The sequence below is a fragment of the Paenarthrobacter sp. TE3676 genome (assembly GCF_056279165.1).
Genome location: NZ_JBWBQU010000002.1, coordinates 252,195 through 274,757, shown reverse-complemented (window position 1 = coordinate 274,757; position 22,563 = coordinate 252,195). Strand labels below are relative to the sequence as shown.

The window sequence follows — 22,563 nt, the reverse complement described above, 5'->3', positions numbered from 1 at the left end:
TGTGAGCATGTCCGGAACCTATTTTCAGGTGATCGCGCATTACCACGTCAGGGACGGTGAAGAGGGTGCAGTGGCTGGCTTCCTCAGTGAGCTTGCCTTGGCCAGCAGGACTGAGCCAGCCAACCTGTCCTACGACTATTTCCAAGGTGTGGAGAATCCGGGTCACTTCGTGATCCTTGAGCGTTATAAAGACGAGGCAGGGTTTGCCGCGCACCGGGAATCAGTCCATTTCCAGGACATTGGCTTCCAGCAGATCATCCCGAGGTTGGAACGCCGGCGCGTGGAAAGCTATGAAGGGGCGGACGTTGCTTAGCGCGGTCCTTCATCGTGCTGGGGCCACCCGCCCTTACGCCAACAGCAACCCCTTGGTTCTTGAGGACTTGCCGGTGCCGGATCCTCGTCCCGGCGAAGTTCTGATCAAGATCGAGCGCGCCAGCTTGTGCCACTCTGACTTGTCGGTGGTTGACGGATCCCGGGAAAGGCCGCTGCCCATGGCGCTCGGGCACGAGGCCGCGGGCATCGTGGTTGATACTGGCGCCGGCGTGGATGACCTCGTGCCGGGTGACCGGGTGGTTGTGGTGTTCGTGCCAAGCTGCGGAAGGTGCCGTTCCTGCGCAGCCGGCCGTCCGGCGTTATGCCACCGGGCCGCAGAAGCCAACGGGCGCGGGGACTTGCTGCACGGTGAGGCCGCTCTGAAAACCGTTGACGGCAGGCGGATCAACCATCATCTGGGGGTTTCTGCCTTTTCCGAGTACGCCGTCGTTGCCCGTGAATCCTTGGTAGCCATAGACAATGATGTTCCGTGGGATGTTGCCGCGATGTTTGGCTGCGCAGCGCTGACGGGGATCGGTGCGGTGCTGAACACCGGGGACCTCCACTCGGGGCAGTCGATAATCGTGTTCGGTTTGGGGGCCGTGGGCCTGATGGCAGTCATGGCAGCCGCTCAGGTGCCCGGTACCACTGTTATCGCCATCGACCCACTTGAGGAAAAGCAACAGCTGGCATTGCAATGCGGTGCGGGGTTTGCCGGTCCGCCGGAGTCAGCTGCAGCGCTTGTCGCGGAGCATGCCGGGCAGGGCGTTGATATGGCCGTCGAGGCCGTTGGCAGCGCAAAGGTTATGGAGTCCTGCCTTAACCTCCTGGACCGTGGTGGCGCCCTTGTATCCGTGGGGCTGCCACATCCGGACCAGCAACTAAACGTCCAAGCGCTGCAGTTCGCCGGCAGGGGTATCCGGCTTTTGGGTTCCTACATGGGGGACTCCGTGCCTGCCCGGGACATTCCCGCCTACCTGCAACTCTGGAGGGACGGAAAGCTACCGCTGGAACTACTGCACACCGACACCAAGCAGCTGGCGGAGATCAACGAAGGCCTCGATGCGCTTGCCGACGGGCGTGTGGTGCGAAGGCTTTTCGTAGCGTGATGACCTTGAGGGCCTGAGCCCGGTGCAATGCCGTGTTCAGGCCCTCTCGGCTGAGGATCCTATGTGGCCAGGCTGGTCTACGCGATGGCCCTGACGGTCGCCGGAGAAGTATTGCCGTGGGCGTCGACCGCGATGACTTCCGCTCGGAAACTCGAACCATCCCGCTTCACGGGCAGCGGTACGTCCAGGACGGATGGTGCCGGGACCACATCAAAGCGATTAGCGAGCTTGGTGTCCAAGACCGGGTCGTTGCTTCCGTCGCGAGTCACACGGATCCTGTAGTGGTGCACCATCTCGTCGTCAGCCGCCTGGTGGATGCGCAACGTTAGATTCCCATCCTTTCCGGCCACGGCCTCCAGGGGTTGACCCTGGGGCCACGTTGGGCCGGATGTGTTGCGGTTCGCGTCCGTGTAGGTGAACGTCTCAACGATCTTTTTACTGTCCCCGCGGGTGCTTACTTCCCACGCCTCACCAGCGAGCGTGCCATCGGACAAGTACGGCGGCTGCCAGTTGGCGGACCATTTGCCGTCGGTGTAAATGTCATGGAGATCGGCGTTGAAATTGATGCGGTTGATGACTGTGCGGCCGGGGTAGACCTCGACGGCAACGGCCTGGGCTGTGGGGGTTTCAAAGCGGTTGGCCAGTTGACCCTCAGCCGTGAGCATTTGATAGCCGTGGTCGATCTCAATGTAGGACGAGCTGGAGTCATTCACTGCAGTGAATGACTTTTGGTGAATGGATCGAGGGTCGTTCAAGTTGAGGTGCGAGTGGCCGGAGAAGTAGATCGTTTGAGGGAAAGCTGAAAGGTCCTGGGTCAGTCGTGGATTGCTGGTCTGCTGACCATCCATGACGGTTCCCGGGGTGGGCCGGTGACCTTGGATGATGACCGGCAGGTCCCGGTATCCCGGGTCGGCAGTGATGCCAGTCAGTTGCTCCCGCAGCCATGCGCCCTGTTGGGTGGAATAGTTCTCCGTGTTGACGGTGATCATGGGAACTCCGTTGACTTCGGTGCGGTAGTAACCGCCACCGGAGTCCGGGAACCACTCCTTCGGGTACCCGGCGCGGAGTTCGGCCAGCGTTGCGTCATGGTTTCCGTACGACATAAAGACCTGGGTGTCGCCCATGCCCTTCCGCTCGAGATTCTCGGCGAAGATCCTCTGCACGATTTTGTGGTCCTGGCCGCGGCCGTTCCAATTGTCGTTGATCATGTCGCCGTTCGAAAGGATGGCGTCGGGGGTGCCAAGCACATTCTTGATGGTGTCGAAATAGGATGCCCAACGCTTTCGGTCGCCTTCGTAGTCGCCAACGTGTACATCGGACATGATCATGAATCGGGCTATGGGTTGTTCGCCGTTCCTGATGAGGTAGCCCTCGCTGGAGACAGCTCCGGGCTGGCTGCCCTTGAAGGCTCGGGCCGTGAGATTCATGTCTTCCGTGATCTGGATCGGCTTGCCGGCAAAAGTGGGGCTGGCCTTCGTAGGGATGGTTCCGTCCGTCGTGTAACGGATAGTCTCTCCGGGGGCTGCGTTCAATCGGACCGGGACCGATTCTTCGTAACGTCCACCGTCGACGCTGAAGGTCGGGGCCTCAGGCGGTTCGTGCGGCGATGCCACTGCAGGCTGGGCCATTGGCAGCAAAGCAACGGCCATGAGGGCAGACATTGCTGCGAAGCGAGTCACGGTAGAGGGGTTTTTAGGTTTGGCAGTGTCTACATCAGGCATTGATGCTCCGTAATCCGGTGCCGTGCGGGTGCGCGGCTATTGGTGGTTGTGGTCCCCTCAAGGATTTAGTGGATGGGTATATGCAGGCCCAACCGGTCATGAACAGCAATCATGCGTATGGGGAAAGTTGTATGTACAGGTTTTGTGCCTGTGAAGCGCGACTTAGGGCTACTTCTCTGTGGGATCGGCCCCCTCCGCTGCGGGGTTGTCGATACTAGTCCCCATGCTCGTCAGTCAGATCGAGCAGTTTCGGAGAAGCTGCCCTGGCCGCCGAGACCTATCGTTGGGTTATCCGCAAGAAATCCAGCAGAGAAGAGGGGCCTGCCATGGCTGAGACTGGAACCACTGACAAGACCAAGTCCTACGACGGCTTCACGGAAGAAGAGCGCGCCGCGATGAAGGAGCGCGCACAGGAACTCAAGAAGGCACCACGCAAGAAAGCATCCAAAGCCGACGGCGAGGCTGACGTTATGGCTAAGATCGCTGAGATGCCCGAGCCGGACAAGCTCATGGCCGAGCGCCTCCACGCAATCGTCAAGGAGCACGCCCCGGAGCTCACACCCAAGACCTGGTACGGCATGCCGGCCTATGCCAGGGAGGGGAAGAACATTGTCTTCTTCCAGAGCTCACATAAGTTCAAGGCACGGTACGCCACGCTGGGCTTTGAAGAGAACGCGAAGCTGGACGACGGAGCCATGTGGCCCACGTCCTTCGCCCTCACGGAAATAACGCCTGAGGTGGAGGCCAGGATCGTGGAACTCATCAAGAGGGCGCTGGGTTAGGGCAGCGCTCTTACGTCGGCTGGCTGTTGGCGGGCGGGAGATCCGGATTCATGGGTTCGAGGTCCGGGTCTTCCGCCGTCCAGACTTGAATGATGGCCCACGTGACGGCCGCAATGGGTACCGCCAGAACGGCACCGATGATTCCGGCGAGGATGGTGCCTGCCGTCAAGGCCATCAGGATGACCAGTGCGTGCAGTTCCAGGGACTTGCCCATGACGACCGGTTGAAGGAGGTCACCTTCGAGCTGGTTGACGGCGATCACTACGATGATCACGATCAGTGCCACTATGGGCCCGTTGGCCACGAGTGCCACTAGGGCCGCCAAAATTCCGGCCACTGTGGCACCGACCAAGGGGATGAACGCGCCGATGAACACGATGATGGCCAAAGGGATGGCAAGCGGAACCTGCAGGATGAGCAGTGCAGCGCCGATGGCCACCGTGTCCACCAACGCCACGATCGCCGTACCCCGGACGTAGCCACCCAGGACCTCCATGGTGCGCTTGCCGACGCGGCGAAGCTTGGCTTCGCGCATTCCTTTGAAAGGCCGCAGGAAGAATTCCCAGATTTTGGCGCCGTCCTTGAGGAAGAAGAACAGGATGACAACCACAAGGCTGGCGCCTGCCAGGAACTCGGTGACCATCGACAGTCCTGTGACTGCGCCGGACCGTACCTGGCTGCTCTGCGCAAACTCCACCACCGCTTCGCGGGCCTGGTTCATCTGCTCCCGGTCTATGGGGAAGGGGCCGGTCAGCAGGAAGTTCTCGAGTTCGTCCAGCCCTCGCGCTGCCTGACTGATCAGCTCGTTCCATTGGCTGCGCACTGACAGCACGATGACAGTGATAACTCCGCCGAGCACTATCAACAGGCCCAGGAATGCGACGCCGGTGGCCAAGCCGCCGCGCCACCCGCGACGTCGCAGCATATTCACGAAGGGGCCGATGGCGGCGGCCAGGATCAACGCGATGAGAACCGGGATGACCAGCAGTCGAATTTGCAACAGCCCGAAGATTGCCACCACTGTCAGGGTAAGAACGAGCAGTATCTGGCTTGCCCGGATGGCCGTCCGGCCCAATGAGTCTTTCCAGAGATCAGGTTTGTCTTGCCTGCGCACGGATACGGGCGCTGTTTGTTTGGACGACGTCATGATGGCTCCTGTTCGTTCGCATCGGTCAAACCGACGAGATCAAACATAAGCCTACTGATTATTTCCTTGGCGTGGGAACGCGCCGCGTTGAAACGGCACGGCTAGTGAGTTGGATCCGGATGCGGCGGAACGGGGCCGGGATCAGGAACCGGAGACGGGCCCGGTGTGGGATTCGGGTCCGGAATAGGGCTCGGCGGGAACGGCGTAGTGGGATCCGGCGGTGGCGGGACGGGTCCGGGATCCGGGGGAAATGGCTCGGGCTCGTGAGTTGGAGGCAGTGTCATGATCTCTCCTTTGCGTACTCAGGGTATTGCTCCGGCAGATACCAGAAGCCTACTCCCGGTTTCTTGTCAGTCACAGGGCATGCTTCCTCACCTGCGGACAAAAACAGACCGCAATACTGGCTACCGTGAGGAACAGGGAGACTACCTGGAGGTGCGGAACATGCGAATTGCAGTGACGGTACCAACCGGCCATGTTGGCCGTCATCTTGTGCCAATGTTGATCCGGGCCGGAGTGAGGCCGCTGGTGCTACTCCGGAATCCGGACGGACTGGCTCCGGATATTCGATCCGAAGTTGATGTGGCAAGAGTTGACTTGCTCGACGGCGACGCCGTGGCCCGGGCTGTATCCGGCGTCGACTCCCTTTACTGGGTGGACCCTCCTCCGGCGGGCGATAATCCTCTGGCCGAGTACAACCTGGCCGCCGCCAGTGCGGCGCGAGCGGTCACCGAGGGTGGCGTGGACAGAGTGGTTTTTCAGAGCAGCGTTGGAGCCGAGAAGCGGCACGGTGCGGGCGAAATCGACGGACTCGCCGCCACGGAAGTCGCGTTGAACGCGACGGGCGCCGACGTCCTCCATCTGCGCTGTGGCTACTTCTTCACCAATCTTGAGTATCAGCTGGACGAGATTCGAGCAGGGACGCTCCAGGTCCTCCTTCCTGTCACCCAACCCATGGCCTGGGTGTCGCCCCGGGATATCGCCGGGGTGGCAGCCGGGCGCTTGTTGTCAGGGGAGTGGCGAGGGCGGGGGGTCCAGGCCGTTCACGGACCGGCTGATCTTTCATGGCAGCAAGTTGCCCGAATTGTTGCCCAGGCTTTGGGGAGGCCCCTCGATGTGGAACAGATTCCCGAGGAAACAATGCGCGGCACCTTGGAGAGCTTCGGGATGAGTGCAGCGCAGATTGATTCCCTGGTAGGCATGTCAACAGGTTTCCTTGGCGATTTCACGCCTGAGCAGCGGAGGTCAGCCCACAGCACAACGCCCACCACTTTGGCCGAATGGGCTTATGCCGAGCTGAAGCCACTGGTGGGTTGAGGAGCCGACCAGCGTGAAATCATTTTAGGTCAAATGACCTAGAATGATTTCATGAACGACTTCCTCGAACTCGATACAACTGGCCCCGTGCTGATCGCCGGCGGCTACGGCACCGTCGGAACAGCGCTAACCCGACTCGCAGCAGCCGAATGGCCCCTGCTGCTGACGGGGAGGAACCCTGATCGCGGCAGCCATTTGATCAGCAGCAACGTTCCCGGTGAGCAACAAAAAGTGACAGTGCAGAAGTGGGACCTCAAACAGGCCGAGCCGTTTGCCGCCAAGGTCCGGGCAGTCATCAGCGCCGTCAATGACCCCGATGACAGGGTGCTCCGCGCTGCCGTCGGCGCCGGGATTCCGTATGTTGACGTCACCCGTTGGACCAGCCGCGTTACCCGGGCACTCACCCAGGCCACCCTCCTGCGGCCAACCGCTCCTGTACTGCTGAGCTCGGGTTGGATGGGCGGCGTCACCAACATCGTCGCAGCAGCCTTGGCCCAGGATGCAGGCGGCGGGGACCAGATCGACGTCGCAATCCGTTACGACATCAACGATCAGGCAGGAGCCGATTCAGTGGACTTCATGGACCGGCTGGGACTGGACTATGAAGTACGCAAAGGCGGTCAGGCCGCCGTCGTACGCCCCCTGACTGACGCGCGCTGGGTGGACATTGCCGGGCACCGAACCAAGGTGGCGCGGCTCGACACACCTGAACAGTTCACGTTGCCACTGACTATCGGTGCGGGATCGGTGGCAACCCGGATTGGGTTCAGTTCCAATACATCCACGACGGCGTTGCTCGCCGCGCGTGCGGTGGGACTGTTCCGCTGGGGTATCGGGGAACGGTGGGCGCCGCTGCGTCGCTCGTTGCTGTATTCGCCCGGCTCAGGCGGAACGGCACATATACGCATAGATGTGAAAGGTCCGGCCGGAACACGAACTGCGGTTATTTCCGATCCGCAAGGCCAGGCGCATTTGACCGCGCTGGGTGGGTTGCTGGGTCTGCACACAGTGCTTGCAGAGGGCGCGAGGGCCGGCGTTTAGTTCCCCGAATCCGCACCGGATCCTGTGTCCCGGCTCGCGGAACTTGAATCACACGGTGTGACAATATTGAGGTCATGACCGAAAGCAAGGGCGCCCTGCGAAAGGCGGCGCTCCTTGACGCTGCGGAAGAAGTTCTGGTCACCAAGGGCAACGCCAACGCCGCAATGCGGGACTTCGCCGCAGCTGCCGGAGTGCGGATCGGGCACTTGCAGCATTACTTCCCTACGCGGGCAGACCTGATCCGGGCGGTCCTTGAGCGAAGCCTGGAGAACTCATTGCAGCGGCTCGCGGAGGAGGCCGGGCTCGACCTTGGTGCAAGCTCGGTGGAAGGCCTGACCCGGGATGATTCGCGTCGGCTTCTGACGGCACTGCTGCACGAACACTCCGCCCTTGAGGACGTGAAGATGCACCTGGAGATCTGGGCCTTGGCCTCCGCGGATCAGCAGGCGGCGAATGCGTTGAGGAGTTTCTATGCGCAGTATGCGGCTCATGTGGGCGGCGTTGTGCGGCGGGGGAGGCCGGACTTGGCGGAGCCGGAACTTCACGGTGTCGCTTCCGCGATCGTGAGCCTCTTCGAGGGGGCGGCTGTGACACGCTCGGACATCGCGGGCTTGCGAACTGAGCCCGGTGACGAAGCCATCATCCGCACGGCACAATGGTTGATCCACGGACAGGAACCCGCCCAGTGACTCATCTTGTGCCCACTCCGGCCCAACTCCGCTGGCAGCAGCTGGAGTTCGGCGTCTTCATCCACTTTGGCATCAACACCTTTGCCGGCAAGGAGTGGAGCGACGGCACCGTTCCGGCGTCGGATTTTAACCCGACGGAACTCGACGCCGGCACCTGGGTTCGCACGGCGAAAGAGGCAGGTGCGAGGTACCTGATCCTGACCGCCAAGCACCACGACGGATTCTGTCTTTGGCCGACGGCAACCACTGACTATTCAGTTACGTCCTCGCCGTGGCGCGCCGGGGAAGGGGACGTCGTCCGCGAAGTGGCGGACGCCTGTGCGGAGCAGGGGATCGGTCTGGGTCTCTACCTGTCCCCATGGGATCGGAACGCTGATTGTTATGGCGACCCCGCCGCCTACGACGATTTCTACGTCCAGCAACTCACGGAACTCTGCACGGGCTACGGTCCGCTCATGGAGTTGTGGTTCGACGGCGCAGGCTCGGTGGGTCGTGAGTATGACTGGGACCGGATCATCGCTGTAGTTAAGGAACACCAGCCCCACGCCATGATCTTCAACATGGGCCAGCCCACCATTCGCTGGGTAGGTAACGAGAACGGACTGGCGTCTGATCCCGTGGACTACGTTGTGGACCGCACATCCGACACCCAGTACACGGACTCCAGCTCCGGGCTGCATGCCGAACACTACTTGCCGCCGGAATGCGATGTCTCCATCCGTCGCGGCTGGTTCTGGCATCCGGACGACGAACCGAAATCCGTGGAGCACCTGCTTGCCATCTATTACCAATCGGTGGGAATGGGTGCGAACCTCCTCCTGAACCTGCCTCCCGATACCCGTGGACTCATTCCGGACGAGGATTCCGCGAGGCTCAAGGAGTGGAAGGCTGAACGGGATCGTCGTCTCTCCGGTGCTGTGGAAGCGTCGGTTGAAAATCACGACGGCGGAGCGACCCTGAGGTTTCCGGCTCCCGTCACGTTCAACCACCTGGAGCTGGTGGAGGACCTCCGTTCCGGACAGCGAATTACGCGTCATGTGGTATCCAATGATGGAGCTGACCTTCTTGACGGGAGGACTGTGGGCAACCGGCGGATCCACCAGCTACCGGCTATTACTGCATCGGAGTTGCAGGTGAAGGTATCGGGTGACGGCGGACGCCTGGTCTCCGCACGGGTTTATGGAGGCGCTTTGGAGGCTGGAGTCCCAGCCATCCCCGAAGGCTACGAAGCCCCAACGGACGCGCCGGAATAGTTCTCCGTTCCCTTCTGTACGCCGACCTGTACCCCCGAAATGCTGTGGCCGGTTGCCGGGAGCTAAAAATGTCGGTGGCTGCTGCCAGAGTTAGGGCATGGAGCGGATTGGGGATAAGCAGGCGGGCGCGGTGGTGGCGGATGCGCTTGTTGCTGCCTCGTCTCTCGGCCTGACGTCTCGGGTCCCGACGCGGGCTAACGAGGCGCTCGCTGTCGGGCTGGCCAGTCCAGGCCTTGGCGACTCTAAGCCCGGTACGGCCCCGGCGGGTCCTGTTCAGCCCGGGGCGGTTTCGGCCGGCGCGGTTCCGGCCGGCACCGTGAGTGGGGACCTGATCGAGCAGTTGCGGGTTTTGGAGGAGATGAAGTCGGCTATCACGGCTTTGCAGGCGCGGGTTGCTGTGGCTTTTGATCTTGCCCGGCGTGCCGAGCAGGCCGAGGCGGGTGTTCCTGTTTCGGAGCGTGGCAGTGGGGTGGGTGCCCAGATGGCGTTGGCCCGGCGGGAGTCGCCGAATCGTGGGTCCCGGTTGCTGGGTTTGGCGAAGGCCCTTGTGCTGGAGATGCCGCGGACGTTGGCGGCCCTGAAGGCGGGGCAGTTGAATGAGTGGCGGGCCACGCTGCTGGTGAAGGAGACGGCGTGTTTGTCTGTTGAGGACCGGTGCGCGGTGGATGAGGAGCTCGCTCCCGATACCGGGACTTTTGAGGGGAAGGGCGATAAGGCGATTGTTGCGGCGGCGAAGGCTGCTGCGTATCGGCGGGATCCGCGGTCGGTGGTCGGGCGTGCGAGCCGTGCCGCAGCCGAGCGGATGGTGAGCCTGCGCCCGGCGCCGGACACCATGACGTACCTGACCGCCCTGCTGCCGGTCGCGCAAGGGGTGGCTGTTTACGCTGCTCTTTGCCAGGCTGCTGATTCGGCCCGTTCCAGCGGTGATGCGGGCTCTGGTGTTGTCCCGACCCGTGGTCAGGTCATGGCCGATACCTTGGTCGAGCGCGTCACCGGCACACCTGGCGGGATTTCAGGGATCAACCTGGACCTTGTCATGACCGACCGCACCCTGTTCCAAGGCGACAGCGAACCAGCCCGGCTCAAGGGCTACGGAATAGTCCCCGCCGAATGGGGAAGGGAAATAGTCGGTTCGGGGCAAGCCGGCCAGGTCCACACGAGAACGGCGGATACAGAGCTCACTGTCTGGCTTCGGCGGCTTTACACCGCGCCGGCCAGTGGTGAGCTCCTGAGCATGGACTCCAAAGCCCGGCTCTTCCCGAGGCGGCTTCGGCGTTTCATTGAAACCCGTGACGATACCTGCCGGATGCCGTACTGCGATGCGCCCATCCGGCATATCGACCATGTGGTTCCTTGGCGTTCCGGAGGGAAAACAAACCTCGCCAACGGTGCAGGACTGTGCGAGGCGTGCAACCACACCAAGGAAAACCCCGGCTGGGCCAGCAAAACCGTACACGCCGACGTGCACGGGGGTACGCACACCCTGGAAATCAGCACCCCCACCGGGCACAGCTATCAATCGAAAGCCCCACCCCTACCCGGACACCGCCCCTCCAGAACGTAGACATCCGCCGCAGATGTCCTAGTGCTGCCCACCTCAATGCGCCTGCAAAAAACTTCTGAAAAAAGTTCGTAGCCCGCGTAACCCTTTGGGGTGCCGCGACGATTACGTCATTGAAAGGGCCGAGCTGGAATTTGTCCCCCATCATGTTCCAGCTCGGTTCTTCCTTGTTTCGGGAGAGTTTGATCTCCGGGGAGGTCTCGGAAAGTTTGGCCTCCGGCGAGTTGGCCGGGGAGTTGGTCGGGATAGCGGGTCCTTCCACGGAAGCGGCGCGGAGAGCAGTTACCCTTGGTGGGTCGTCCGTTGGTGACAAGGCGGATGTCCAGGCCCAAGTAACGGACCTGCCGCCGATCGAAAGCCTTATTCTGTGACCGACGCATTGACCGATGAAGCGCTACATGCACTCAAGGGCAATAACGCGGAACTGTTCGGCGCCGTCTACCAGACTTATGCCGGCCAGGTTCTCGGCTATCTGACGGCCAAAGGTGTGCAAGACCCGGAAGCAATCACCCAGGACGTGTTCTTGGCAGTTCTGCCCCGGCTGGATGACATCAGCGGCGGGGTTCACGGCCTCCGGACCTTCATCTTCTCGGTGGCTCATGCCCGCATGGTGGATGAGCATCGGAAGCAAAGCAGGGCACCGGAACACCACGAGTTTGAGCCGGAACGGGATACTCGGGAAGTGAGTTCCGCGGAGGCGGAAGCCATGGGTCTTTTGGCGCCCAAAGAGGTCATGAGACTTCTGGACTACCTTGGTGACGACCAGCGGGAGGTCTTGACGCTTCGAATCGTGGCAGGCCTGACCGTTGAACAGGTTGCCGACATCATGGGGAAATCCGCCGGGGCAGTAAAACAACTGCAGCGGCGGGCACTTATTACGCTCCGTGAGCACTCGGCAGTAAAGGAATACGTGTCGCCATGACATACAGGGATAGTGAACGCGAAGCAATCGTGGACGAGCTGCTACTCGACGCCGATGCTGTCATTGCCGCTGATGCTGATGCTGATGCCACGTCCGGCGTCCGGCAGGCGCTCCTCTCATTGAGTTCCTTCGCCAACCTTGCAGCCCCAACTCCGGGTGCGGAGCTTTCCGCCATGCTGGCTGGTCCGCACGACGAAGTCTCCAAACGTCGCTGGAGGCACAAACACCGCACGGCGGTAGTGAGCGTAGCCGTGGTGGCAGCGATGGGCCTGGGCGTCAGCGGTGTTGCCGCTGCCAGTTCCGGCTTCACCCGGAACCCTTCTTTCGTTGATGAACTTCTGGGCAACGTCCGGCCTCAGCCAGTGGCCGCCGCACCGGTATTGCCGATTCCCGACGCCCCGCGTGTTAGCACGGAACCCGCTCCTGTCGTGGATCCTGCAGCTATTCCTCCGATCCCAACCGCTTCATCCATACCCTTGCCAAGCCGCGTTGAACCAACCCAAACTCCCGCACAGGCACAGGCACAGGCACAGGCACAGGCTGTGCTTCCCGTTCCCGCTCCCGCCGCTGCCCCCGAAGCACCAGCAGCGGCCGGCCCCGCACAGAGCGGCTCCACGCCGGGCAACTCCTCGCCGGGCAGTGCCACGCCGAGCGGCTCCACACCGGGTGGCTCCACACCGGGCAGTGCCGCGCCGAACCTGCAGACAAAGCCCGCCCCGATCAAGGCGGAGAAGCAGCAATCCGCTAAGCCTGATGCTTCACTGCAAGGTGCCGGGAAGCCGACGCCTGCTTTGCCGGGATCGGACGCCATCAAGCCCGGACACGTGTCTCCCGGTCTGGGCAAGCAACTGACGGGCAAGCAACTGACCGACAAACAGTTAAGGACAGCTGCGGACAAGTGGAAGCAGTGGCTTAAGCACGGCGACCGACGCTAGGAAGGGACCGGCCGACTGAAGGAAACCATGCCTAACGTGCAGGATATTCGGCAAAACTGCTCGTGGAAGGCCGGGAGTAGGCTTGGGTCATGATGCATGTCAACGATCCGGCCGTCGTCGAGCGGTTGATGCGAACAAAAGGCACCTGGGCCATCGTTGGCCTCAGCACCAACCCGTGGCGCTCCGCGCATGACGTCTCGCTGTACGTCCGGGACACCATGGGGATGGAGATCATCCCCATCAACCTTAAGGGCGAGGACGTGCACGGCGAAAAAGGGTATGAAACCCTCGCGGACATCCCCGAGGCCAGGCACCCCATCGATGTAGTTGACTGCTTCGTGAACTCCCAACGCGTGGGCGCAGTGATTGACCAGGCGATTGCGATCGGCGCCAAGGCTGTATGGCTCCAGCTCGGCGTCTTTGACGACGACGCCGTGCAGCGTGCACGTGAGGCCGGACTCGACGTGGTGGTCAACTCCTGCCCGGCACGTGAAGGCTGGCATTACGGCCTGTGATTCGGGGACACATTCCTCTGCTAGATTGCAGCTGAATCATTTCTTGAGTCTTGGGGGACAACCATGTTCGGTGGCCATTCTGCGGTGCCTGTTTCCACGCCCAGCAGACGGGCCGTCTTCAGTGTTTTAGGCGCTTCCGTGGTGGCCGGATTGACGGCGTGCACTGCCGCTGAAGGTTCGACGCCGGCGCTGACGCCCAGTGGCGCTGCTGTATCGCCCGAGGTGCCGGGGGCGAACGGTGCGCTGGCAGTCGGAGGCGAGGTTCCGACGTCGTCCGCTTCTCCAACTCCCACGCCGACGGCCACCAAACGCATCCGCCGCACGTTTATCCCGGATTACCAGCTGCCGCCGATCGTTGGTGGGCTGGCTCCGGTGATCACCAAAATCGAGACCAAGCATCCGGTGGTCTTCCTGACCATTGATGACGGCAACATCAAAACGCCGGAGTCGATCAAGCTCCTGGCGGAGTACGACTATCCGTCGTCGCTGTTCCTCACCAAGGACACCATCGCGGACAACCCGGCTTTCTTTAACGCGTTCAAAGCCCAGGGCAGTTTGATCGAGAACCACACGGTTACTCACAACATCAACATGGTGAGGCAGTGGGGCTATCAGCAGCAATTGAACGACATGGTGGGAATGCAGGAGTACGCGCTCCAGCACTACGGCCGCCGTCCTACGCTTTTTCGGCCGCCGGGAGGCGCCTACTCCAACGTGATGCGCCAGGCCGTTGCTGATGCAGGAATGAAGGCAATCGTTACGTGGGAGGCGAAGGCGAACGCCGGGAAGATGGACTACCAGGTGGGCAACTCACTGCGTCCCGGTGACATTGTGCTCATGCATTTCCGGGCTGAGTTCGCCGCTGACCTCGCTGCTTTCCGCTCTGCCCAGTTGGCGGCGGGACTTGAAGTGGTGCTGCTGGAGGACTTCCTGGGCGTGGCGTAGGCGGGGCATCAACATAGCCCGCCGCCCGGAGCGCCAGTAGGCTCTCCCCATGGATGTTTCCACCCTCCGCTCGATTTGCCTGGGCTTTCCCGGCGCCTTCGAAGACTTCCCGTTCGGTCCCGAGACCTCCGTGTTCAAGGTGCGTTCCGCCGTCGCGGGTGGTTCGCGTCAGGAGGCCAAAATGTTCGCGTTGTCCACCATGGATCCGGACAACTGGTCCGTGAGCCTTAAATGCGAGCCCGCGTTGGCTGAACAACTCCGGGCAGCGAACCCCGAAATCACCGGTGCCTGGCATATGAACAAGACGCACTGGAACGGTGTCCGCCTGGACGGCGCCCTGCCGGATGACATGATCCGGGACATGGTGGAGGACTCGTATGACCTCGTGGTGGCGACGCTGAGCCGCAAGCAACAGGAACAACTTGGCTGGGCCAGGCTCGCAAAACCACAGGGCAACTGACACGCCCGCAAACCCCTCCCCACGGCGCTGACATGGGACTAGATTGATACTGCATACCTAAAGACCTCAGCCACTGGCTGGTCAGGAGCGGTTTGATGCTGGATCAGAAGACACTGGACCACCTATGGAACTTTCGCGATCCTGCATCTTCCGAGGCAGCGTTCCGCGCCGCGATGGTCGAGGAAATGTACGACGCCGACGAGCGCGCTGAGTTGGCAACCCAGCTTGGGCGGGCCATTGGTTTGCAGGGCCGTTTCGAAGAAGCCGATGCCCTCCTGGACGAAATTGACGACGACGAGCCAACTGTTGGTGTGCGTATCCTCCTTGAGCGCGGTCGGGTTCTTAACTCCGATGGGCGGGCCGCCATGGCTGTGCCTCTCTTGGAGCAGGCGGCGGAGTTGGCGGACCATCTTGGTGAGGAATTCCTGGCTGTCGATGCCCTGCACATGCTCTCCATCGCAGATGCTGCCAACGCCGAAGTGTGGATGCGTAGCGCCCTTGAATATGCGTCCACGGCTCATGATGAGCGAACCAAGCGTTGGATGATTGCTTTGCACGCAAGCCTTGGTGCGTTTCTGCAGGGTAAAAACCGGCTCACCGAAGCCCTGGTGGAATTCCAATTGGCCGAACAATGGGCGGCACGACTGGGAACTGAGCGGCAGAGGGCCATGGCACGGCAGTCAATCACGGAGTGCGGAAAAGCCCTCGCAGAAGGCCCGTAGAAAGATCACGCTTTGACAAATGTTGATCGAAACTGCCAAGAAAGATTGATTTTCGATCATTCGTGGTGAATTATGTCACAGAAGGTTGGTGCTGCCAGAGCGCCTACCCAGACTGTCTGACTGAACGGCTTTCCCGCCGCAACAGTCGACACTACGAGTCACTGGAGGGTTTAGAAATGAACGTTCAGCACCAGTCCGTCGGACGCCGTGGATTCCTGCGCGGAGCACTCGCAGCAGCCGTGCTCGTGCCTATGGGTGGAACCATTGCTTCCTGTGCCGCAGGTGGCGGCGGCACTACCACCGGCCCCACCGGCACTGTTTCCGACACCAACCCGTTTGGCATGGCGGAGAAGGCAACCCTCGACGCCGTGATCTTCAAGGGCGGCTACGGCATCGACTACGTCGAGTTCGCCGGCAAGATCTTCGAAAAGACGCACGAGGGCTCCACCGCCAAGATCGCCCCGTCCACCGATATCGCCCAGGAGCTCCAGCCGCGGTTCGTCGGTGGCAACCCGCCGGACCTGATCGACAACTCCGGTGCAAAAGCCATCGGCTTCAGCACCATCCTGGCCCAGCTCGAAGACCTTACTCCCCTTGTGGAGGCAAAGAACCTCGAAGGCAAGGTCATCAAGGACACCCTGTACACCGGCGTACTGGCTCCAGGTACTTTCGACGGCAAGCTTGCTGCCCTGAACTACGTGCTGACCGTATTCGCCATGTGGTACTCGGATTCCCTCCTCAAGGAAAACGGCTGGACCCTGCCAAAGACCTGGGATGAGATGTACACCCTGGGCGAGCAGGCCAAGGCCAAGGGCAAGTACCTGTTCGTATGGGGCAAGGAAGCTGCCACGTACTACCAGGAAATGGCGATCGCGTCCGCCGTCAAGGAAGGCGGCGACGAAGTCCGCATTGGCTTGGAGAACCTCACTGCTGACTCGTGGTCCCACCCGGCTATCCAGTCCGTTTTCACTGCGCTGGACAAGATCGTGAAGGCCGGCTTCTTCAAGCCCGGTGGCTCCGGCACCCAGTTCACGGCAGCTCAGGCTCAGTGGACCAACGCCCAGGAGGCCGTGTTCTACCCGTCAGGTTCCTGGATTGAAAACGAAATGAAGGACCAGACCAAGGCCGGCTTCAACATGATGGGAGCGCCCGTTCCCACGGTTACTACAGGCTCCAAGCTGCCTTACACGTCCCTCCACAGCGCTGCGGGCGAGCCGTTCATTGTTCCCTCGCAGGGCAAGAACGCTGCCGGTGGCAAGGAATTGCTCCGCATCATGCTGTCCAAGGAGGCTGCGACCAACTTCGCCAAGACCAAACTGGCCCCCACTATCGTCAAGGACACGGTCCCGGCCGACGGCTTCGGTTCCACGGCACTGGTCTCGCAGACCAAGTTGCTCGCTGACGCCGGTGAGGACATCTTCACCTGGAACTTCATTGACCTCTACGGAACCAACAAGGACCAGCTGGTGGTCTGGAACAGCTTCCTGGACGGCAAGTCGGACGTCGCAACCCTCACTTCCGCACTGCAGAACATCTCCGACAAGGTCCGTAACGACAGCTCGGTCAAGAAGATCGAAGTGAAGTGACTTCAGTGAAAACTCAGCAGAGCCGGAGCGACGACGGCCTGGCCGCCGTCGTTCCGGCGCCGGCTCCGCAGCAACTGGTCAAGCGGCGACGGAAACCGTTGACATGGGACAAGGTCAGCTTCTTCGCGGTCTTCCTCGGATTGCCCCTGGCGATCTATCTGTTGTTCGTGATTTGGCCCTTCATCCAGGCTTTTGGCTACTCGTTGACGGACTGGTCCGGATTCTCTCCCAACCAGAACTTCATCGGCCTGGAAAACTACACCAAAATCTTCACGGACGACATCTTCATGAAGGCCATGGGAAACAACATCCTCCTGGTCATCTTCCTTCCCATCATCACCATCATCCTGAGCCTGGTGCTCGCATCATTGGTGACGGTTGGCGGCAGTAGCAAAGGCCAGATCAAGGGCCTGCGGAACTCCAGCTTCTACCGGGTTGTGTCGTTCTTCCCCTACACGATTCCGGCGATCGCGATCGGCATCATGTGGGGACAGATCTACGATCCCTCGGGTGGCCTGCTTAACGGCATCCTCACAGGGCTGGGCATGGACCAGTTCAAGGACTTTGCCTGGCTGGGTGACAAGAACACCGCAATGATCGCCACCATGTTCGTGATTGTCTGGGGCTTTGTTGGCTTCTACATGGTCCTGTTCGTGGCTGGTATCAAGGGCATTCCTGCCGAGCTTTTCGAGGCCGCCAGGATCGATGGTGCCGGTCGCTTCCGCACCGCGGTGTCCATCACCATTCCTCTGATTCGCGACAACATCCAGACTGCCTACATTTACATGGGCATCCTGGCTCTGGACGCGTTCGTTTACATGGCGGCACTGAACTCGGGCGGTGGGCCAGACAACTCCACGCTGGTCATGGCGCAGCAGCTGTTCTTTACCGCATTCAGCAAGGGACAGTTCGGCCTCGCCAGCGCCATGGGCGTTGTGCTGGCCGTTGCCACGCTGATCTTCTCCGGATTGGTCTTCCTGGTCAACCGGCTCACCGGCGGCGATAAGGATGTGAGCCTGTAATGAGTACCAAAGTCTCAACTCCGGAAATGAAGTCACTGCACTTCCAGCCGCGGACACCGGCAACCACTACGGGCGACAAAGTGGTGGGAGCGGTCTCGCACACAGCGCTGACCATCTGGACCCTCATCGTCATTCTTCCTTTGCTGTGGACGTTCATGTCATCCTTCAAGACGTCCAGTGAGATCTTTGCCTCGCCGTTCGCCTTGCCGGGTGAATGGAAGCTGGATAACTACGTCAAGGCCTGGAGCGAGGCAGGCATCGGATCTGCCTTCCTCAACTCGGTGCTGGTGGTGGCCGTGGCACTGGTGATCGTCATGGTCCTCGGGGCCATGTGCGCCTACGTTCTGGCGCGCTACACCTTCCGGGGCAGCCGGGCCATCTACTACCTGATGCTCGCGGGCCTGACCTTCCCGATCTTCCTCGCCATGGTGCCGTTGTTCTTCGTCCTGAGGAACATGGGCCTCCTGAACACCCTGCCGGGACTGATCCTTGTGTACGTGGGCTTCGCACTTCCGTTTACCGTTTTCTTCCTGTTCTCCTTCTTCAAGTCGCTGCCGCACGAAATCACTGAAGCAGCGGCGCTCGACGGCGCGGGGGAGTGGCGGACGTTCTTCCAGGTCATGCTGCCGATGGCCAAGCCGGGCCTCGCCTCGGTTGCCATCTTCAACTTCCTGGGCCTCTGGAACCAGTTCCTCATTCCGGTGTCCATCAACGCCGCCGGTCCTCGCGTCCTCTCCCAGGAACTCGCGGCGTTCGCCGGCCAGATGGGCTACGCCGTGGACTACGGCGCGCTGTTCGCGGCCGTCAGTGTCACCGTCATTCCTGTTCTCATCGTCTACGTGATCTTCCAGCGCCAGCTGCAGGGTTCCGTTTCGCAGGGCACGTCCAAGTAACACAACCAAGCTACAACAGCCTTCGACGGCGGTCCTCACCTTAAGGTGCGGGCCGCCGTCGGGCGTTGACTCTGAAAAGATGGAACGGATTCTGTAGTGCAACGAAAGGCAGCAGCCCGTGATCTTTATTGTGGTCAAGTTCAACGTCAAGCCCGATTGGTCTGAGCGCTGGTTGGACCTGGTGGCCGACTTCACCAAGGCGACCCGCGAAGAGCCCGGCAACTTGTGGTTCGACTGGTCCCGCAGTGTGGACAACCCCAACGAGTTCGTCCTGGTGGAAGCCTTCCAGGATGATGCCGCCGAGGCCCATGTGAACAGCGAGCACTTCAAGAAGGCCATGGCGGACATGCCGCAGGCCTTGGTGGAGACTCCCCACATCATCAGTCGCCAGTTCGAGGGCAGCGGCTGGGACCGCATGGGCGAGCTGACTATCGACTAGCGGCTGTACCGCATCCACCCAGTTTGGAACCACAACCGCCCCCGACACACCTTCAAAGAGGCGTGTCGGGGGCGGTTGTGATTCAAAGAAGGTCGTGGCGGCACAGGCCCCCGACCGTACTACTCAGAACATCCAGGGAATCTCGGCATGGCCGAAGTCGCTGAACGAGCCGAAACGGCCGGCTTTGAACGCCAGCACCTCGCCGTCCCGGTCCCGGCACGTGGTGACCTGGCCGAAGAAGACCTGGTGATCTCCGACGTCGTACTGCTGCACCACGGTGCAATCGGCCTGGGCGAGGGCGCCCTTGATCACCGGAAGCCCGCTGTCTGTGACGTCGAAGTCGCCGTCGCCGAAGCGGTCCCCGCCGCGGACGGCGAACCGCCGGGCCACCGACTCCTGCTTCGCGCCGAGGATGGATACCGCGAACTTGCCGCTCTCCATCAGGGCCTCGCCCGTCCGGGTACCGAAGTTCAGCGAGATCATCAGGATGGGCGGTTCCAGGCTGATGGAGGTCAGCGAGCTGATGGTCATCCCGTACTGTTCGTCCTCGTGCTGGGTGGTCACCACGGCGACGCCGGTGAGGAATCGGCCCATCGCGCGGCGCATCCCCATGGCGTCGGGGATGGTGAAGGCTGGTGCCAGGCTCATGTCAGTTGCTCCGCTCCGTGTAGTACCGGACCTCGAACATCTTGGCGCCGTTTTCGGAAACCCATGGTCCGTGCTCCATCCCGGGAGGCCGCGTTGCCCAGTCGCCGGCCTTGAAGGTCTTGCCGAGGCGCTGGTCAACGAACGAGCCTTCGAAAATGAAGACCTCTTCCCAGAAATCGTGAGTCAGAACTCCGTTGGGGGAAGTGTCCGTTCCGGGCTCGAACTTCAGGATGCGCGTGACGCTGTCGTTGTCCGAGTCGCGGGCGAGAATGGCCTCGGAGAGGCCCTCAATGTGGGGGTTGCAGGGTGCGAAGTCCACCGAAGATACAGGTGTGAACTCCACTTCTGGCTTTGCCATGGCTAGGCTCCTTCCATGCCGTCGCCGGCCCCATTGACTGTGCTTTCGATGCTGTACGAACCCAGGAAGGTGTCCAGCTCCGCAACCAGAGCGTCATAGCCGTAGTTCCTGTAGGTGTAAGCACCGCGGACCACGAACGGAGCGCCGGCATAGAACATTTCGTACTGCTGGTGGCGGCCGGCGAACTCGGAACCGATGATGTCCCAGGCAAGCTTGAACAACTTGACGCGTTCTTCGCTGGCAACGCCCGGGGACTGGACGTAGCGCTCCATGTCCGGCCGGGTCACGCTGCTGGTCATGTCGGCGATGCTGGACGGCAGCTGCAGGACGCCGCCGCCTACCAGATCGCGGAGGATGGAAATCACGCGGGGGTAGGTCTCTGACTGCAAGCCCATGGCCCCGTAAAGTGCGCTCTTGCCCGGAACCCTCATGCCGGCGTCGTCCGTGGTTGCTGTGTATTCGGCGGCGAGGACGGCTGACTCAACGGACTGCACAATGGCGGCGAGCTCGCCGAGCTTCTCCTGCACCCCGGGGATCTTGTCCGTGCCGTTGACCTGCGTGACCTTGCGGGCAACGGAGGCGATGAACTTCAGTTTGGTGGAGAAGCGGATCTGGGCTTGCCAGTTGCCCAGGGCGTGGGCGCCGGTGTCGAAGAACTGGCGGCGGAGGGTTTCGATGTTCCGGTTGATGAACACCCGGTCCCACGGGATGAGCACGTCGTCGAAGACAACCAAGGCGTCAGGCTCGTCGTAGTGGCTGGTCAGCGGGTAGTCGAACTCGCTGGTGGCAGCCGGCGCGAACGGACGGCGGCAGTACAGCTTCAGTCCGTCGGTTGCCACCGGGACGGCGAAGCTGACCGCGAAGTCAACATCGTCCGGGCCCAGGGGCTTGATGCAGGTGACAAAGACTTCGTCGGCAATGGCGGCGCCTGTGGCGAGCATCTGCGAACCGCGGACAATGATGCCCTCCTCGGTTTCACGCACGACGCCGACCTGCAGGTATTCGCCTTCCCAACCGGACGCCGTGGTTGCGCGGGAAACCTGCGGGGGAATGATCGCATAGGAGAGGTACAGGTTCTCGGAGAGGATCTTCTTGTAGTACCGCTCCACGTTGCCGGCAAAGTCACGTTCGTCGTTCTTGAAGACGTCCGGATGGGAACCGAACGCGGCGAAGAACGTTCCGACGTGGTCGGGGCTGCGGCCCACCCAGCCATGGGTGTGTTTGGCCCACTTTTCGATTGCCTGGCGGCGAAGGACCAGCTCTTCCTGCGTGCGGGGAGCGGCGAAGGTGCGGTTGGCCGGACCGTTGATCTCATCCGAGTGGAACTGCATGCCGTTGGCGGGATCGGCTGCGATATCGAACAGCTCGGCCATGGTCCGGGCAACGTTCGCGAAGGCCGGGTGCTCCAGGACGTTGCCGACTACCTCGCCGTCGAGGATCACCGTCCGGCCGTCGTTCAGGGACTTCAAATACTGCTTTCCGGTTCTCATCGGAGTGAGCCTTTCTTGATTTTGTAGTTATGTTCAATGGTGGTCCCATTCGGGAAGGAGAGCTCCAACTTCCAGGAAGTTCCGTCGATGAACTTCCCGTTCAGCAGCGGAAGCGTGCCTCCCAAGCACATGAAATCAGCGTCGCCGATGTCGGTTCGTGCGAGAAGACGCTCGACGACGTCGGCCGGCTTCAGGAGGCCGCTCAGCGAACCTTCCTGGTACAGGGCGCCGTCAACCCATGAACGGGCTGTGCATTCGTCGAGATCCAGGTCTTTCAGTGATTCGACGGCAATCACCTCGTTTGAGACGGGCTTGGGGCATGCCCGCTTGGAATCGCCGATGTCGCGGGCTTCGATGTCCCGGTCTGTGTGGTCGGAGCCGATACCGAGGTAGTACTTTCCGTCGTGGCGGATGTAGAGGGGCTCGATCTCGCCGGACGTCAGGTTCTCGGTGGTGTCATGTTCACCCGAGGTCTCGAACAGGTCCGAGTCCATCCGGTAAAATATGGGAACCTCCGGTGGGGGAGCCACGCCGATTGCGGCGAGCTCATCGATGTGATGCTGGACCGCCTTGGGATCGCGGCCCGTGTAGCCGGCCACTACTGCATGGAAGTCGGTGACGACGATTGTCTGGTCGGTGCCCACCACCCTGAAGGTGAGCGGGACTTGCCTTGTGGTTTGCTGTGTTTGCATTGGG

Annotated in this window: 24 protein-coding genes; 18 read left to right on the top strand and 6 right to left on the bottom strand. The window is 61.4% G+C overall.

All coding sequences use genetic code 11. From position 1 onward, the window contains the following. The first annotated feature begins 7 nt into the window (after positions 1–7). Entirely contained in the window at positions 8–313 is a 306-nt protein-coding gene (locus tag ACZ881_RS05140) for a putative quinol monooxygenase (RefSeq protein ID WP_091465124.1), read from the top strand. Beyond that, complete coding sequence (locus ACZ881_RS05135; RefSeq protein WP_476112996.1) at positions 306–1,421, top strand: alcohol dehydrogenase catalytic domain-containing protein; 1,116 nt, start codon at positions 306–308, stop codon at positions 1,419–1,421. The genes ACZ881_RS05140 and ACZ881_RS05135 overlap by 8 nt, the downstream gene beginning before the upstream one ends. A 77-nt stretch (positions 1,422–1,498) precedes the next feature. On the opposite strand, the gene ACZ881_RS05130 is transcribed toward ACZ881_RS05135, so the two are convergent. After that, the gene (locus tag ACZ881_RS05130) at positions 1,499–3,142 is read right to left on the bottom strand and encodes a chitobiase/beta-hexosaminidase C-terminal domain-containing protein (RefSeq protein WP_476112994.1); all 1,644 of its coding nucleotides are present in this window, start codon (positions 3,140–3,142) and stop codon (positions 1,499–1,501) included. Positions 3,143–3,468: 326 nt separating this feature from the next. On the opposite strand from ACZ881_RS05130, the gene ACZ881_RS05125 reads away from it, so the two are divergent. Then, positions 3,469–3,924 carry an iron chaperone gene (locus ACZ881_RS05125; RefSeq protein WP_420180029.1) on the top strand — a complete coding sequence of 152 codons (456 nt, stop codon included), beginning with the start codon at positions 3,469–3,471 and terminating at the stop codon, positions 3,922–3,924. 10 nt (positions 3,925–3,934) lie between these two features. On the opposite strand, the gene ACZ881_RS05120 is transcribed toward ACZ881_RS05125, so the two are convergent. Next, positions 3,935–5,071 carry an AI-2E family transporter gene (locus tag ACZ881_RS05120; RefSeq protein ID WP_476112992.1) on the bottom strand — a complete coding sequence of 379 codons (1,137 nt, stop codon included), beginning with the start codon at positions 5,069–5,071 and terminating at the stop codon, positions 3,935–3,937. Between the two features lie 444 nt (positions 5,072–5,515). Between ACZ881_RS05120 and ACZ881_RS05115 the strand changes: the two genes are divergently transcribed. The 15 genes from ACZ881_RS05115 to ACZ881_RS05045 all read left to right on the top strand — a co-directional run bounded on the left by ACZ881_RS05115 (position 5,516) and on the right by ACZ881_RS05045 (position 19,371). Continuing rightward, on the top strand, positions 5,516–6,388 hold the full coding sequence (locus ACZ881_RS05115; protein WP_476112990.1) for an NAD(P)H-binding protein: 873 nt from the start codon (positions 5,516–5,518) through the stop codon (positions 6,386–6,388). 51 nt (positions 6,389–6,439) lie between these two features. Next, positions 6,440–7,429 carry a saccharopine dehydrogenase family protein gene (locus ACZ881_RS05110; RefSeq protein WP_476112988.1) on the top strand — a complete coding sequence of 330 codons (990 nt, stop codon included), beginning with the start codon at positions 6,440–6,442 and terminating at the stop codon, positions 7,427–7,429. 74 nt (positions 7,430–7,503) lie between these two features. Next, positions 7,504–8,118 (top strand): TetR family transcriptional regulator, encoded by a 615-nt coding sequence (locus ACZ881_RS05105; RefSeq protein WP_476112987.1) that lies wholly within the window; start codon positions 7,504–7,506, stop codon positions 8,116–8,118. After that, a complete protein-coding gene (locus ACZ881_RS05100) occupies positions 8,115–9,371 on the top strand; it encodes an alpha-L-fucosidase (protein ID WP_476112985.1) in 1,257 nt (418 codons plus the stop codon). Before ACZ881_RS05105 ends, ACZ881_RS05100 begins: the two co-directional genes overlap by 4 nt. Before the next feature lie 97 nt (positions 9,372–9,468). After that, positions 9,469–10,935 carry an HNH endonuclease gene (locus ACZ881_RS05095; RefSeq protein WP_476112983.1) on the top strand — a complete coding sequence of 489 codons (1,467 nt, stop codon included), beginning with the start codon at positions 9,469–9,471 and terminating at the stop codon, positions 10,933–10,935. 364 nt (positions 10,936–11,299) lie between these two features. Next, positions 11,300–11,854: an RNA polymerase sigma factor gene (locus ACZ881_RS05090; RefSeq protein ID WP_429331208.1), complete on the top strand. Its 555-nt coding sequence runs from the start codon at positions 11,300–11,302 to the stop codon at positions 11,852–11,854. Continuing rightward, positions 11,851–12,789, top strand: a complete 939-nt coding sequence (locus ACZ881_RS05085) for a hypothetical protein (protein ID WP_476112980.1) — start codon at positions 11,851–11,853, stop codon at positions 12,787–12,789. Before ACZ881_RS05090 ends, ACZ881_RS05085 begins: the two co-directional genes overlap by 4 nt. An 89-nt stretch (positions 12,790–12,878) precedes the next feature. Further along, on the top strand, positions 12,879–13,304 hold the full coding sequence (locus ACZ881_RS05080) for a CoA-binding protein (RefSeq protein WP_091465140.1): 426 nt from the start codon (positions 12,879–12,881) through the stop codon (positions 13,302–13,304). 138 nt (positions 13,305–13,442) lie between these two features. Then, on the top strand, positions 13,443–14,249 hold the full coding sequence (locus ACZ881_RS05075; RefSeq protein ID WP_476112978.1) for a polysaccharide deacetylase family protein: 807 nt from the start codon (positions 13,443–13,445) through the stop codon (positions 14,247–14,249). Between the two features lie 49 nt (positions 14,250–14,298). Continuing rightward, positions 14,299–14,709, top strand: coding sequence for an MmcQ/YjbR family DNA-binding protein (locus ACZ881_RS05070; protein WP_054808884.1), 411 nt, complete (start codon positions 14,299–14,301; stop codon positions 14,707–14,709). A gap of 95 nt (positions 14,710–14,804) precedes the next feature. Then, positions 14,805–15,431: a hypothetical protein gene (locus ACZ881_RS05065; protein ID WP_476112976.1), complete on the top strand. Its 627-nt coding sequence runs from the start codon at positions 14,805–14,807 to the stop codon at positions 15,429–15,431. A 176-nt stretch (positions 15,432–15,607) separates the two neighbouring features. Beyond that, positions 15,608–17,017 carry an N-acetylglucosamine/diacetylchitobiose ABC transporter substrate-binding protein gene (gene ngcE, locus ACZ881_RS05060; RefSeq protein WP_091465145.1) on the top strand — a complete coding sequence of 470 codons (1,410 nt, stop codon included), beginning with the start codon at positions 15,608–15,610 and terminating at the stop codon, positions 17,015–17,017. Positions 17,018–17,022: 5 nt separating this feature from the next. Then, positions 17,023–18,039: a carbohydrate ABC transporter permease gene (locus tag ACZ881_RS05055; protein ID WP_091467490.1), complete on the top strand. Its 1,017-nt coding sequence runs from the start codon at positions 17,023–17,025 to the stop codon at positions 18,037–18,039. Continuing rightward, positions 18,039–18,932 (top strand): carbohydrate ABC transporter permease, encoded by an 894-nt coding sequence (locus tag ACZ881_RS05050; RefSeq protein ID WP_091465147.1) that lies wholly within the window; start codon positions 18,039–18,041, stop codon positions 18,930–18,932. Before ACZ881_RS05055 ends, ACZ881_RS05050 begins: the two co-directional genes overlap by 1 nt. A gap of 118 nt (positions 18,933–19,050) precedes the next feature. After that, on the top strand, positions 19,051–19,371 hold the full coding sequence (locus ACZ881_RS05045; protein ID WP_364307710.1) for a putative quinol monooxygenase: 321 nt from the start codon (positions 19,051–19,053) through the stop codon (positions 19,369–19,371). 123 nt (positions 19,372–19,494) lie between these two features. Here the strand turns inward: ACZ881_RS05045 and ACZ881_RS05040 are convergent, their stop codons facing one another. From ACZ881_RS05040 to ACZ881_RS05025, 4 genes are read right to left on the bottom strand one after another with little or no spacing between them, the layout of a single operon-like run. Then, positions 19,495–20,019: a flavin reductase family protein gene (locus tag ACZ881_RS05040; protein ID WP_091465151.1), complete on the bottom strand. Its 525-nt coding sequence runs from the start codon at positions 20,017–20,019 to the stop codon at positions 19,495–19,497. A gap of 1 nt (position 20,020) precedes the next feature. Further along, positions 20,021–20,377, bottom strand: coding sequence for a cupin domain-containing protein (locus tag ACZ881_RS05035; protein WP_364307712.1), 357 nt, complete (start codon positions 20,375–20,377; stop codon positions 20,021–20,023). Between the two features lie 2 nt (positions 20,378–20,379). Beyond that, positions 20,380–21,867 (bottom strand): 4-hydroxyphenylacetate 3-hydroxylase family protein, encoded by a 1,488-nt coding sequence (locus tag ACZ881_RS05030; RefSeq protein WP_476112972.1) that lies wholly within the window; start codon positions 21,865–21,867, stop codon positions 20,380–20,382. After that, entirely contained in the window at positions 21,864–22,559 is a 696-nt protein-coding gene (locus tag ACZ881_RS05025) for a DUF2848 family protein (protein WP_476112970.1), read from the bottom strand. Before ACZ881_RS05025 ends, ACZ881_RS05030 begins: the two co-directional genes overlap by 4 nt. Positions 22,560–22,563 lie beyond the last annotated feature (4 nt).

Bases quoted from the DNA above. Each gene is read 5' to 3' on its own strand.
- ngcE (WP_091465145.1), top strand. From the start codon at position 15,608: ATGAACGTTCAGCACCAGTCCGTCGGACGCCGTGGATTCCTGCGCGGA.
- ACZ881_RS05065 (WP_476112976.1), top strand. From the start codon at position 14,805: ATGCTGGATCAGAAGACACTGGACCACCTATGGAACTTTCGCGATCCT.
- ACZ881_RS05115 (WP_476112990.1), top strand. From the start codon at position 5,516: ATGCGAATTGCAGTGACGGTACCAACCGGCCATGTTGGCCGTCATCTT.
- ACZ881_RS05040 (WP_091465151.1), bottom strand. From the start codon at position 20,019: ATGAGCCTGGCACCAGCCTTCACCATCCCCGACGCCATGGGGATGCGC.
- ACZ881_RS05105 (WP_476112987.1), top strand. From the start codon at position 7,504: ATGACCGAAAGCAAGGGCGCCCTGCGAAAGGCGGCGCTCCTTGACGCT.
- ACZ881_RS05070 (WP_054808884.1), top strand. From the start codon at position 14,299: ATGGATGTTTCCACCCTCCGCTCGATTTGCCTGGGCTTTCCCGGCGCC.
- ACZ881_RS05125 (WP_420180029.1), top strand. From the start codon at position 3,469: ATGGCTGAGACTGGAACCACTGACAAGACCAAGTCCTACGACGGCTTC.
- ACZ881_RS05035 (WP_364307712.1), bottom strand. From the start codon at position 20,377: ATGGCAAAGCCAGAAGTGGAGTTCACACCTGTATCTTCGGTGGACTTC.
- ACZ881_RS05085 (WP_476112980.1), top strand. From the start codon at position 11,851: ATGACATACAGGGATAGTGAACGCGAAGCAATCGTGGACGAGCTGCTA.
- ACZ881_RS05095 (WP_476112983.1), top strand. From the start codon at position 9,469: ATGGAGCGGATTGGGGATAAGCAGGCGGGCGCGGTGGTGGCGGATGCG.
- ACZ881_RS05120 (WP_476112992.1), bottom strand. From the start codon at position 5,071: ATGACGTCGTCCAAACAAACAGCGCCCGTATCCGTGCGCAGGCAAGAC.
- ACZ881_RS05130 (WP_476112994.1), bottom strand. From the start codon at position 3,142: ATGCCTGATGTAGACACTGCCAAACCTAAAAACCCCTCTACCGTGACT.
- ACZ881_RS05030 (WP_476112972.1), bottom strand. From the start codon at position 21,867: ATGAGAACCGGAAAGCAGTATTTGAAGTCCCTGAACGACGGCCGGACG.
- ACZ881_RS05110 (WP_476112988.1), top strand. From the start codon at position 6,440: ATGAACGACTTCCTCGAACTCGATACAACTGGCCCCGTGCTGATCGCC.
- ACZ881_RS05050 (WP_091465147.1), top strand. From the start codon at position 18,039: ATGAGTACCAAAGTCTCAACTCCGGAAATGAAGTCACTGCACTTCCAG.
- ACZ881_RS05140 (WP_091465124.1), top strand. From the start codon at position 8: ATGTCCGGAACCTATTTTCAGGTGATCGCGCATTACCACGTCAGGGAC.
- ACZ881_RS05025 (WP_476112970.1), bottom strand. From the start codon at position 22,559: ATGCAAACACAGCAAACCACAAGGCAAGTCCCGCTCACCTTCAGGGTG.
- ACZ881_RS05080 (WP_091465140.1), top strand. From the start codon at position 12,879: ATGATGCATGTCAACGATCCGGCCGTCGTCGAGCGGTTGATGCGAACA.